The sequence below is a fragment of the Streptomyces sp. NPDC058653 genome (assembly GCF_042716895.1).
Classification (GTDB): Bacteria; Actinomycetota; Actinomycetes; order Streptomycetales; family Streptomycetaceae; genus Streptomyces.
Window position 1 is genome coordinate 72,929 of sequence record NZ_JBHXRM010000016.1, and the last position, 11,893, is coordinate 84,821.

Annotated in this window: 10 protein-coding genes; 6 read left to right on the top strand and 4 right to left on the bottom strand. The window is 71.3% G+C overall.

Features of this window, described 5'->3' with window-relative positions; all coding sequences use genetic code 11:
* The first annotated feature begins 133 nt into the window (after positions 1 to 133).
* Together ACFWU9_RS16175 and ACFWU9_RS16180 are read left to right on the top strand one after the other, a co-directional pair.
* Positions 134 to 3,727: a phosphodiester glycosidase family protein gene (locus tag ACFWU9_RS16175; protein WP_384318681.1), complete on the top strand. Its 3,594-nt coding sequence runs from the start codon at positions 134 to 136 to the stop codon at positions 3,725 to 3,727.
* 93 nt (positions 3,728 to 3,820) lie between these two features.
* Positions 3,821 to 4,300: a GNAT family N-acetyltransferase gene (locus ACFWU9_RS16180; RefSeq protein ID WP_384318813.1), complete on the top strand. Its 480-nt coding sequence runs from the start codon at positions 3,821 to 3,823 to the stop codon at positions 4,298 to 4,300.
* A gap of 76 nt (positions 4,301 to 4,376) precedes the next feature.
* On the opposite strand, the gene ACFWU9_RS16185 is transcribed toward ACFWU9_RS16180, so the two are convergent.
* Positions 4,377 to 4,784, bottom strand: a complete 408-nt coding sequence (locus tag ACFWU9_RS16185; protein WP_384318683.1) for a rodlin — start codon at positions 4,782 to 4,784, stop codon at positions 4,377 to 4,379.
* 191 nt (positions 4,785 to 4,975) lie between these two features.
* Positions 4,976 to 5,386 carry a rodlin gene (locus ACFWU9_RS16190; protein ID WP_384318685.1) on the bottom strand — a complete coding sequence of 137 codons (411 nt, stop codon included), beginning with the start codon at positions 5,384 to 5,386 and terminating at the stop codon, positions 4,976 to 4,978.
* A 218-nt stretch (positions 5,387 to 5,604) separates the two neighbouring features.
* On the opposite strand from ACFWU9_RS16190, the gene ACFWU9_RS16195 reads away from it, so the two are divergent.
* From ACFWU9_RS16195 to ACFWU9_RS16205, 3 genes are all read left to right on the top strand, one after another.
* On the top strand, positions 5,605 to 6,018 hold the full coding sequence (locus ACFWU9_RS16195; RefSeq protein ID WP_384318687.1) for a rodlin: 414 nt from the start codon (positions 5,605 to 5,607) through the stop codon (positions 6,016 to 6,018).
* 287 nt (positions 6,019 to 6,305) lie between these two features.
* Positions 6,306 to 6,539: a chaplin gene (locus ACFWU9_RS16200; protein WP_384318689.1), complete on the top strand. Its 234-nt coding sequence runs from the start codon at positions 6,306 to 6,308 to the stop codon at positions 6,537 to 6,539.
* Positions 6,540 to 6,696: 157 nt separating this feature from the next.
* On the top strand, positions 6,697 to 7,665 hold the full coding sequence (locus ACFWU9_RS16205) for a chaplin family protein (protein ID WP_384318691.1): 969 nt from the start codon (positions 6,697 to 6,699) through the stop codon (positions 7,663 to 7,665).
* A 96-nt stretch (positions 7,666 to 7,761) separates the two neighbouring features.
* Here ACFWU9_RS16205 and ACFWU9_RS16210 read toward each other — a convergent pair whose 3' ends face one another.
* Positions 7,762 to 9,057: an FAD-dependent oxidoreductase gene (locus tag ACFWU9_RS16210; protein WP_384318693.1), complete on the bottom strand. Its 1,296-nt coding sequence runs from the start codon at positions 9,055 to 9,057 to the stop codon at positions 7,762 to 7,764.
* Positions 9,058 to 9,121: 64 nt separating this feature from the next.
* Positions 9,122 to 10,516, bottom strand: a complete 1,395-nt coding sequence (locus ACFWU9_RS16215) for an ATP-grasp domain-containing protein (protein WP_384318695.1) — start codon at positions 10,514 to 10,516, stop codon at positions 9,122 to 9,124.
* Positions 10,517 to 10,663: 147 nt separating this feature from the next.
* Between ACFWU9_RS16215 and ACFWU9_RS16220 the strand changes: the two genes are divergently transcribed.
* On the top strand, positions 10,664 to 11,875 hold the full coding sequence (locus ACFWU9_RS16220) for a glycoside hydrolase family 26 protein (protein WP_384318697.1): 1,212 nt from the start codon (positions 10,664 to 10,666) through the stop codon (positions 11,873 to 11,875).
* Positions 11,876 to 11,893 lie beyond the last annotated feature (18 nt).

Consider the following 11,893-nt stretch of genomic DNA (forward strand, 5'->3'; position numbering starts at 1 on the left):
GATCGCGGTGACGTCGTTCGCAGGCATTGGTCGGGCTTTGTGATCCAGTGTGCGCCCATGGACGAAATGGGCGCGGCAGGCGAGTCTCCCCCGCTTCCTCTCCCGACCCGAGGTACCCATGAGATTGATGGTCTTGAACCATCGGCACAGAAAACCCCTGCTGGTCGTGGTCGCCACCGCGACCGCGCTGGCAGCCGCACCCGCCGTCGCGTACGCGGACAGCGGCCCCGTCGCGCCCCCGGTCGTCGTCGCTCCGGCCAACATCGACCCGGTCACCGGTGTGCCCGTCGCGGGCGCCCGGACCGGCGCGCCCGTCATCGGCGGACCGGTCACCGGCGCGCCCGTCACGGGTGCTCCCGTCACCGGCGGCATCCCCCTGACCAACACGTCCGAGAATATCGGCCCGGGGATCGCCCTCCAGCACGTGAAGGCGCTGGACCAGAAGGGCTGGTACGACGCGCGGTTCCTGAGCGTGGACCTGTCCAACCGCGCGGTCGGCACGGACCTGCTGACCTCCGGGCCGGTCGCGTCGGGCGGGCCGCTCAGCGAGGCCGCCGACAGGGCCGGCGCCGTCGCGGGCGTCAACGGCGAGTTCTTCGACATCGGCAACTCCAACGCGGCGCTCGGGGGCGAGGTCCAGAACGGAAAGCTGGTCAAGTCCGCCGACATCAGCGGCCGTCAGCACGTGGGCGTCAGCAAGGACGGCGTCGCCCAGCTCGTGGACCTCGCGGTCGACGCGCACGCGAACTTCGCCGGCGCCGACCACAAGGTGCTGTCCCTCAACGCCGCGAACGGCGGCGGGGTCCCCGCGGACGGTCTGATCGCGTTCACCTCCGCGTGGGGCGACTACACGCGCAACCGCGGCCTGACGGGTGTGCCCAACGACCAGATCGCCGAGGTCCTGGTCAAGGGAGGCTCGGTCGTGTCGGTCACGCCGAACGGTCCCGCCGGCTCGGGGACGGTCCCGGACGGCGGCTTCGCACTCGTCGGGCGCGGCGCCTCGGCGACCGCGCTCCGCGCGCTGGCGCCCGGCGACCCGGTGAAGCTCGACTACGCGCTCGCTGACAACGTTGCCAGGACGATGAGGTTCGCGCTGGGCCACGGCGGCACGATCGTCTCCGGCGGCAAGGTCGTCCCCGGCCTCGACACCTCGATCGCCCCGCGCACCGCGCTCGGCTTCAAGAACGACGGCAGGACGCTGGTTCTCGCCACCTGGGACGGTCCGGGCGGCACCGGCAAGGGCGGCGTCGGGATCGACAAGGAGGCGCGCGACCTCGCCGCGATGGGCGTGGAGACGGCGGTCAACCTTGACGGCGGCGGCTCCACCACCATGGTCGCCCGCGCGCTCGGCGAGAACTCCGCGACCGTACGCAACGTCCCGTCCGACGGCCAGGAGCGCAACGACCCCAACGGTGTCGGGGTGTTCGTCTCGAAGGGCGACGGCAGGCTGGACCAGCTCCTCGTCAAGCCCGCGCCGGGCGGGGCATCGGCCGACGGTGGTGTGAAGGTCTTCCCCGGACTGCACCGCCGCCTCGTCGCGGCGGGCGTCGACAACCACCGGACGCCGGTGACGGTGGACCCGAAGTCCGTGCGCTGGAGCGCGAACGGAGCCTCCGTCAAGAACGGCACGCTCAAGGCTCCGGACCACGCGGACCGCACGATCACCGTCCGTACGCAGGTGCGGAACGAGAAGGCGGAGCAGAAGGTCTCCGTCCTCGGCGCGCTCCACAGCGTGGAGATGTCGTCGCAGCGCCTGTCGATCGCCGACGCCACGCCCGACAACGCCGTCAGCGTCTCCGTGACCGGCCGCGACGCCCAGGGCTACACCGCTCCGGTCGACCCGCGGGACCTCTCGCTCGACTACGACCACGGCGTCGTCGACATCACGTCCGTGGACGGCAAGCTGAAGATCACCCCGCTCACCAGCGCGGGCACGGTCCTCAAGGTCTCGGTCGGCGGCACCTCGGTCCAGCTCCCGATCACCGTCGGCGTGCAGACCACGACGGTCTACGACTTCGACGACGACGTGCTCGCCCGCTGGTCCAACAACAGCACCGCGGCCACGACGTTCTCGGCGGACCCGGACGGCCTGCGGATCGACTTCAACGCGATGCGCAACGTGGGCATCGCGGCGAAGTCCGCGGCCGTGCGCGTGCCGGTCCCCGGCGAGCCGCTTCGCCTGCGGGTACGGCTCAAGTCGAGCATCGCCGTGCCGAACGGTCTGACCTACATCAGCTACGTCGACGCCGACGGCAAGAGCAACGGCACCTACGGCACCGGCCTGATCGCGGGCGACGACTGGCAGAACGCGTCGTTCACGCTGCCGGCCAGCACGAAGTTCCCGATCGCGGTCTCGGGCTTCCAGGGCATCAACACGAGCGCCGCGCAGCAGAAGGCGGGCACGTTCGTCCTGGACCGGGTCGAGGCCGACATCCCGACCTCGGTGGACCTGCCGGAGAACCCCGGTCAGCCCGACGAGCGGCCCGACCCGCTGATCTCCGACGACGGCTCGCTGCTCCAGGGCCGCGACACATGGAGGTTCGCCACCCTGTCGGACGTGCAGTTCACCGCCGACAACCCGGCGCTGACCCAGGTCGCGACGGCGGCCGTCCGGCGGATCCGCAAGACCGATCCGGACCTGATCGTCCTCAACGGGGACATCACCGACCGCGGCCTGCCGCAGGACCTCGCCCTCGCCCGTGAGGTACTCACCGACGCGGGGTGCGACCTCGTCCCGGTCGGCCGGGAGCCGGAGGCGAACAGCACGCCGAACCCGAGGTCGGGCTCGGTCCCCTGCTACTACGTGCCGGGCAACCACGAGTCCTACGGCCTCAACAACGTCCAGCAGGACCTGACGAACTTCACCGAGGAGTTCGGCCGGCCGTACCGGACGTTCGACCACAAGGGCACGCGGTTCATCCTGCTCGCCAGCTCCGTCGGTTCGCTGCGCGGGACGGCGTGGGACCAGCTCCCGATGCTCCAGAAGGCGCTGGCCGACGCGGAGCGGAACAAGTCGGTCCACAACGTGATGGTGTTCGCCCACCACCCGGTGGACGACCCCGCCGAGACGAAGTCCAGCCAGCTCGGTGACCGTGACGAGGCGGCGCTCGTCGAGCGGATGCTCACGGACTTCCGTGACTCCACGGACAAGGGCGCCGCGATGGTCGGCTCCCACGCCCAGATCGCCGATGTCCACCGCCTTGAGGGCGTCCCCTATACGGTGCTGCCGTCGTCGGGCAAGGACCCGTACGGCACGCCGGACCACGGTGGCTTCACCGGGTGGGTGAACTGGTCCGTCGACGCGGACCGGAGCGCGAACGAGCAGTGGCTCAAGACCGATGTGCGCGCCTTCGCGCAGTCCGTCACGCTCGACGCCCCGGCGTCGGTCAGGACCGGCGCGACAGCGCGGCTCTCGGGCAGCATCGTGCAGCCGCAGGGGGTCGGGACGGGCACGCGTGTGGTGCCGCTGCGCTACCCGATGTCGGTCCACTGGAGCGGCTCGTCCACCCTGGCGATCGGCAGCGGGAAGCAGGCCGTCGACCGGGCCCGTCACCAGGGCAAGGTGGCGATCCTGGACCCGCGCACCCGGACGCTCACCGCGCTGCGCGGTGGCTCGGTGACCGTGTCGGTGACGAACGAGTCGATGCGCGCCTACACCGGCGACAGCTCGCTGGCGCCGATCAAGGCCTCGAAGACGATCGAGGTCCGGCGGTCCGCAGCGAAGTGACCGTCCGGCCGGGGACGGCCCGTACCGCCGCCCGGTGGCCGTACCTCGTCCGGCCCGACCGTGAGGAGACCCTCTACCATCGGTGCCGTGGCCATCCATATACGTCAGGTCCCCTACGACCACCCCGACGCCGCGAAGCTCGACGCCGAGGTTCAGCTCGAATACGCGGCGCGCTACGAGAGCGAGGGGGACGCCACCGTCCTCCACCCCCGGATGTTCGACCCGCCCGGCGGCCTCTATCTGCTGGCCTACGACTCCGACGAGCGCCCGATCGCCACGGGCGGCTGGCGCTCGCAGGAGAGGAACGACGAGGGCTACTCGGACGGCGACGCCGAGATCAAACGGATGTACGTGACGGTCGAGGCGCGCGGACTCGGGCTGGCCCGCCGCATCCTCGCCCGGCTGGAGGAGAGCGCCCGGGCGGCGGGGCGTACCCGGATGGTCCTGGAGACGGGCACCAGGCAGCCGGAGGCCATCGCGCTCTACCGCTCCAGCGGCTACACGGACTGTTCGAAGTTCGGCTACTACCGGCACGACCCGCTGAGCATCTGTCTGGCCAAGCCGCTCGGCTGAGGACGCCGGAATCGGCTCCGGACATGACAGAGCCCGGCCCGGCAGCCGAGCTGCCGGACCGGGCGTGGGCGGAACGTCAGTGGTTGCCCACACCGTTCGCCGAGAGGATCGGGATGTCCTCCAGGATGTGCGACAGCGGCTCGTCGCCCTTCGCCTGCGTCGAGTTCTCGGTGCACTGCTGGTTCTGCGGGGAGGACAGGACGTTGAGGTCCTGGACCGCGATCGGCACGACGCCGATGAGCGAGCCGACGTTCGCCTTGACGGGCAGGCCGATGCAGGGCTTGTTGAGCGTGCCCTGAACGAGGCTGAGCTGCGGGCTCAGGTCCCCGTGGGTCTCCGAGTTACCGAACGCCTGCTCGGCGCCGTTGCCACTGAGCGAGGTCGTGCCCGTGTCGTTGCCGATCGCCAGCGCCGGCGACGCGGTGGCGGCGAGACCGCCGACCATCGTGGCCGCTACAGCGGCGGTAGCCCACAGCTTCTTCATTTTGTTGCCTTTCCGGAAAGTCGGACTCCACCGGTGGAGTGCCGGTTTGATCAACTCGCTGTGCGAGGTTTGGTTGCGCCCGTTCGCCCGATCGGTGGATAAGGCATATCGGTACATCACGGCGAGCGCGAAAACGGCCGGGCCGCCGCGGAATTCAGCGGCGGCCCGGCCGCGGCGATTCGTCTCTGATATCAGCCGTTGCCCGCACCGTTGGCGGACAGGATCGGAATGTCGTTCAGGATGTGCGAGAGCGGCTCGTCACCCTTGGCCTGCGTCGAGTTCTCGACACACTGCTGGTTCTGCGGGGAGGACAGGATGTTGACGTCCTGGACCGCGATCGGGACGACGCCCAGCAGCGAGCCCGCGTTGACCTTGGCCGGCAGGCCGATGCAGGGCTTGTTGAGCGAGCCCTGGATGAGCGCCATCTGCGGGCTCATGTTGCCGTACGTCGCGGAGTTGCCGTAAGCCTGCATCGCGCCGTTGCCGCTGAGCGACGTGGTGCCCGTGTCGTCGCCGACGGCGAAAGCGGACGGCGCGGCCACGGCCGACATGCCGACGACGGAAGCCGCGACGGCCGCGGAGGCCAGAACCTTCTTGATCACGATGAGTCCCCTTCTGAAGGATGCCCCAAGTCCCCGGGGCGCCATGAGCAACTACATTCCGCAGGTTTAGTTATCGCGCTTCACTCCAACAGCCCATTAGGCACTCAATCAGCCCGCTCGGCCCCCGCAAGCCGTACGAGTGAAGGACCGGAACCAAACCAAGGCGATTCGGTTGGGCAGGCCGCACCACCTGCATTTCTTGAGAAAAGGAACTAACCGTGATCAAGAAGATTCTGGCGACCGCGGCGGTCACCGCCTCCGTGGTCGGCGCCTCCGCCGCGGCCGCGCCGTCGGCCCTCGCCGTCGGCAACGACACCGGCACCACGTCGCTCAGCGGCAACGGCGCCAAGCAGGCGTTCGGCAACGCGGAGACCCATGGCGCCATGAGCCCGCAGCTCAGCCTCGTCCAGGGCACGCTCAACAAGCTCTGCGTCGGCCTGCCGGCCAAGGCCAACGTCGGCTCGCTCGTCGGAATTCTCGTGCCGGTCGCGGTTCAGGACGTCAACGTCCTGTCCTCCCCGCAGAACCAGCAGTGCACCGAGAACTCGACGCAGGCCAAGGGCGACGAGCCCCTGTCGCACCTCCTCAGCGACATCCCGGTCCTCTCGGCCAACGGCGCGGGCAACGGCTGACAGCCACCGCCCGGCCGGCCCCCGTCCGGGGCGGACCCTGGCCGGCCGGGGCGAATTCGTCCCGGCCGGCCTCCATTTCATCCCCTGGTCCCACCAACCCGTTCGCCACGCAAAAACGTCCATTCCCCGGGGCGATCGGGTGAACTCGCAATGCCTACAAATCAGGGCAGTTTCCTCATAAGCGCCTACTCGTTGGAGTTCCAGCAGCGGCGGTGCGGGCTGAGAGAATCCGCGCTCGCGTGGCACGAGAGCCGTGCACGCGAACCGTTGCGGAAAGGGCTCAAACAATGAATGCCAAGAAGGCAGCCACTCTCGTCGCGGGCGTTCTCCTGGCCGTCGGTGCCGCGGCGCCGGCCGTCGCCGACGCGGGCGCGCAGGGTGCGGCGACGAACTCCCCGGGCGTCCTGTCCGGCAACGTCGTCCAGATCCCCGTACACGTGCCCGTCAACGTGTGCGGCAACAGCGTCAACGTGCTCGCACTGCTGAACCCCACCTTCGGCAACGCCTGCGTCAACGCCTGACCCGTACGAACGTGCGCGTCCGCGCACACGCGCCCCCCGGGGTGCACCCCGGGGCCGGTCCCGACCGCGTACGGCGATACGCGCGTCGGGGCCGGCCTCGGTCGACACAGATACACCGACGCACCGGCGACACTCACCGGCGACACAGGAGAACCAGATGCGAGAACTCATCGGCAAAGGACTGCTCACCGCCGCGGCGGCGTCGAGCGTGCTGTCCCTCAGCGGTGGATACGCCCAGGCCACCAACGGCGCGGCCGCGGCCGCCGGGTCCCCGGGGCTGCTGTCGGGCAACAGCGTCCAGGCGCCCGTCGAGATCCCGGTCAACGTCTGCGGCAACACGGTGAACCCCGTCGGCGTGGGCAACCCCGCCTTCGGCAACAGCTGCGCCAACGCCTCCGGTGCGCACGCGACGTCCAAGCCCCGGCCCGCCCACCAGACGCGGCCCCAGGCCCCGCACGCCGAGCCCGCGCCCCACACGGTGCCCGCCCAGGCGTCGCGCCCCGCCCCGCCGCGAGCCACCCACGACGGCCACGGCACCGACGCCGGCTCGACGCACGCCGCCAAGCCGGCCGGGAACGGCGGCGGTTCGGCGCCGGCCACGACGCACGGGCACCGCCCCGGTGGCGGCACCCACGAGGCGCCCGCCGGCCACTCCGGGCGCCCGGACCACAGCGGCTCGTCGGCCTCCGGCGCCGCGACCAACTCACCGGGTGTGCTCACGGGCAACCTCCTCCAGGCCCCGCTCCACATCCCGCTGAACCTCTGCGGCAACACCGTCGATCTGATCGGTGTGCTGAACCCGGCCTTCGGCAACGCCTGCGTGAACGGCACGGACAGCAAGCCCCAGGACCCGCACACCCCGGTCGACCCGCCCCACCCCGGTGAGCCGACCGATCCCCGCAACCCGCCGAGGCCGCCCGGGAACCCCTCGCCCCCGGTCGCGCCGGAGAACAACACCCCGATGCTGCCCGAGCAGCCCCGGCCCGTCGAAGAGGGCGACTTCGTGGACCAGTTGGCCGCCACCGGCTCGGACGTCGATCTGCTGGCCTCCGCCGCCGTGAGCGCCGGCCTGCTGATCAGCGGCGGCATCCTCTACCGCCGCAGCAGGACGGCTCCGCGCCGCTGACCCACGTCCCACCCTCCCGGCCCCGCCCACCCGGGCTCCGGACACGCCGCCCACGCGGCGCGTCCGGAGCCCGAGGAGAGCGGGGCTCCGGTCCGTTCAGAACCTCTCCCTCCAGTTCGTCTGCGTCGAACCGACCGGGTACGTCTCGCGGGTCTCTCCCGGCCGCGGGTGCCGGGGGCCCGTTCCCAGCCGCCGTCGCACCCCGCGTACGACACGCCCCGCCGTGTACGTCGCGCCGAACACGAACCGCATCGACGGACCGAACGACGGCGCGCTCAGCAGACCGGCCACGAAGAGACCGGGGTGCGAGGTCTCGAACGCGCCGTCCGTCTCGGGGGCGCCGCTCGCGCCCACGGTGCGCAGGCTCCGGCGCAGCCGCTCGTCGAGGACTCCGGTCCTGTCCAGGCCGGGGGTGAACCCGGTCGCGGCGATGACATGGTCGGTCAGGGCCGTGTTCACCGATCCGCCGCCGGAGACCAGGTCGAGCCGGAGACGGCCGTTGGCCGGGGCGGCGGCCGTGACGCTCTCGCCGAGCTTGACCTCCACGGTCCGCTCGAACCGCTCCCGCAGCCACCACGCGCCGGCCGGGCCCAGCGCCGAGGTGAAGACCCGGGCCCGGGTCGACGCCGGCAGCCGGTGGAAGAGACCCGGGGTCCGCGCGTAGAGCCAGTTCGTCCAGCCGGCGCCCAGGCCCGTGTGGGGCGTGCGGGCGGCCTCGCCCAGGGGGCGTTCGAGGGGCGGCGGGAGGGTGTTCCAGTTCAGCCGGTCGGAGCGGGCGACCACCCGTACGACCGTGCCCTGTTCGGCGAGGAGCGTCGCGGTCTCCAGCGCGGCCTGGCCCGCCCCGACGACCGTCACGTCCATGCCCTTGAAGCGCGTGAGGTCCGCGTGGTCGACGCTGTGGGACACCCGATCGGGCGGGAGGGCGCGCAACGGGTCGGGGATGTCGGCGAAGGGCCGGACACCGACGGCCAGCACCACCGTGCGGGCGAGCACGGTCTCGGCGCCTCCGGCGTCCGCCTCGTCCACGGTGACCTCGAAGCCGCCCCCGGCGCGCGGGCGCACCGCGGTGACGGTCCTGTCCTCCACCGGCGGCGCGGCCCGCTCGGCGAACCAGAGACCGTACGAGGCGAAGAAGCCGACCGGCAGCGGAACGCCGTGCCGGGCCTGCACCCCCTGGGTCGCGGCATAGGCGGCCAGCCCGTACTCGCCCTTGGGGTCGGACAGGTTCGACGCCCACGGCTCCGACTTCAGGAACATGCCGGGCGGCATGCCGTCGCGCCAGGCGGCCATCGGCCGCCCGAACACCCGGGGCTGGAGACCGGCCGCCGCCGCGTGCGAGGCGATGGACAGTCCGTAGGGCCCGGCACCCACAACTACCAAGTCCTGCATAGGAGTTCGCGCTCTCTCTTCTCTCGGGGTCTGCTGGCCGCGCGGGACCGGCGCTCGGTGCCGGTCAGCGCGGAACGGGCGGGGTGGTGCTGTCGGGGGCCACGTCCGGCACACGCCGGCGCTGGTGTACGGACAGGAGCGGGCGCGGCGTGCGCTCGGCGCCCGCCAGCCCGGGACGCGGCCGTTGCCCGAACCGGAGCCGGCGCGCGCTCCCGCGCGCGGCGTGCAGGAGCCAGGCCGCGGTCATGGCGTACGCGGGGCGCGGATCGTCCCGCGCGAACCAGGCCGCCTCCGTGCTCACCCTCCGGGTGCGCCGCTCACCGGCCCGCGCCCGTCCCCGTTTCCGGCGCCCGGCCGACGACAGCGCGGACAGCAGCGCGTAGTGCTCGACGACGAAGGTCCGGCCGAACGCGGGGACGGAGGGCGGGACGGGGCGCCCGGTGAGGTCCAGATGCAGCGCCCGTACGACATCGGTGCCCGCCCGGTCGGTGAAGAGCCGGAACTGGGCGCCGGGTCTGGGGTTGAAGTCGAGCAGATGGTAGGAGCCGGTGGCGGCGTCGAAGCGGAAGTCGAGGTCGACGATGCCCCGGTAGCCGAGGGCGGTGATCACCTGGGCCGCCAGCCGCTCGACGGTCGGGTTGGGCAGCCAGCGGCCGACCGCCGTCAGCCCGGCGGCCACCGGCCACGACCGTTCCTTGCGTCCGGTCGCCCCCATCAGGAGCCTGCCGTCGACGCCGCTGTAGCCGTGGAAGAACCAGTCCAGATCACGTCCGCGCGGCAGCATCTCCTGGAGCAGCAGACGGCTCCCCGCCTCACCGCTGCGCCGGAAGAGCTCCCTGGCCTCGCGCGGCGAGCGCACCACGACCGTGCTGCGCAGCCCGGAGCCCTGGGGCAGCAGCCACGGCCGGCTCCACTTCGCGACCACCGGCAGCCCCAGCGTCCAGGCCGCGCGCGCGGCCTCCCCGCTGTCGCCGGGGACGAACGTGCGGGGATGCGGCAGCCCGAGGGTGGCGCAGATCGTGGCGAGCTCCGCCTTGTCGGCGACCCGCTCCGGCAGCCCTGACGGCTGTTCGGGCAAGAGATAGCGGCCGGCCAGCCGGGGTCCGAGCCGGGCGACGGTGATGGCGCTCAGATCGTCGAGGGGGACGAGGACTGCGGGGGTGCCGAGCCGCTCCGAGATCCGCAGCAGCAGTCCGTGCAGCTCCTCCCCCTCGTCGGCCGGCGCGGCCCAGGGCACCGGCCCACGTCCCCTCCCATGGCCTGAGGCCCGGTCAGGACGCGGATGGACGCTGTGCAGATAGCGGGACCGGGCGACGGGGCTGCGGGCCGACTCGATCACCGCGTGCACCGTGACTCCCGCCCGGCCCAGGGATCTGACGGCGCCGAGGGTCCCGTGGTGGAAGGGGTTCCGGTCGAGCCGCACGAGCACGGCGGGAACGCTGATGTCAAAGCTCGGCACGGTGGTGTCCTTCATTTTCGATGGCCCATGCGGGGGGTGAAATCCACGGACGGTCTAGAGAAAGGCCGGACCGGGTTCCCGATCGGCTTATTCGAAATACTTTTGGAGCAGTGCGACACGGAACGCGTCCCCTCATGAGGAGCACACATGTCCTATCGCCGTCGACGGCTGATCAGCACCTGGCTCGGTGTCATCACGGCCGGCCTCCTTGCTTCCGGTTCCGTGCTTCCGATGGCGAGTTTCGCCGCCGGTCCCGGCGCCCCCGGCAGTCCCGAACCGCCGGAGGTGAAATCACCGGCGATGGGGGCGTACCTGAATTTCGGTCCCGACGGCGTCCGCCGTATCGCCGGAATGCAGAAGTGGCTCGGCGGTACCGAACTGCGGGTCGGGCACACGTACCTCCCCGGCGACGTGTGGTCCAACATCGAGGGAAGTCCGAGCTACCTGCGGAACTGGGCCGACTGGAAGAAGGCCCGCGACGACCGCATGTTCGTGCTCAACGTCCCGATGCTGGAGCGCACCGAGGGCCGGGTCCGCGACCTGGCCGTACGCAAGGAACTGCGCCGGGGCGCGCGGGGGGACTACGACCGGCACTTCCAGATCCTCGCCGAGCGGCTCGTCTCCCTGGGGGTGCCGGACACCGTCGTCGTACTCGGCTGGGAGATGAACGGCACCACGTACACCCATCGGTGCGCCCCCGACCCGGGGGCCTGGAAGGCGTACTGGAAGCGGATCGTCGGCACCATGCGGGCGGTGCCCGGTCAGAAATTCCGTTTCGATTTCGCTCCGAACCGGGGAAGGGACGCCATTCCCTGGACCGAGTGCTATCCGGGCGACGACGTCGTGGACATCGTCGGGATGGATTCCTACGACCAGGCGCCCGGGCGGACGTTCGAGGAGCAGGTGAATGCGCCATTCGGGCTCCTTCACCATGTGAACTTCGCCGCGGAGCATGGAAAGGTTATCTCCTATCCGGAGTGGGGCCTGTTCCGAAACGGCGACAACCCCGAATACATGCGGGGCATGCTCAAGTGGATCGCGGACCACCGGCCGCTGTATCACACGCTCACCGACTACTGCCCGCACGGCGTATATCAGTGCCGTCAGAATCCGCGGTCGACGAAGGTGTTCCGTTCGACGCTGTACGGGCAGAAGCCCGAGGCGGAACCCGGCGTGCCGCCGGTCACGCCGGTTCCGGACCCGAGCGCTCCCACCGCGCCCCGGCCCGATCCCAGCGATCCGGCGAAGCCGGAGGCGCCCGCGAAGTGCCGGACGCTGACGCTCAGTTCGTGGATCGAGACCATCCTCGGGAAGCGGGTCTGCCTCCGCTTCGGCGGGTGGGAGCGCTGGCTGACCTGAGAGGTCGTCCCGGCGGCG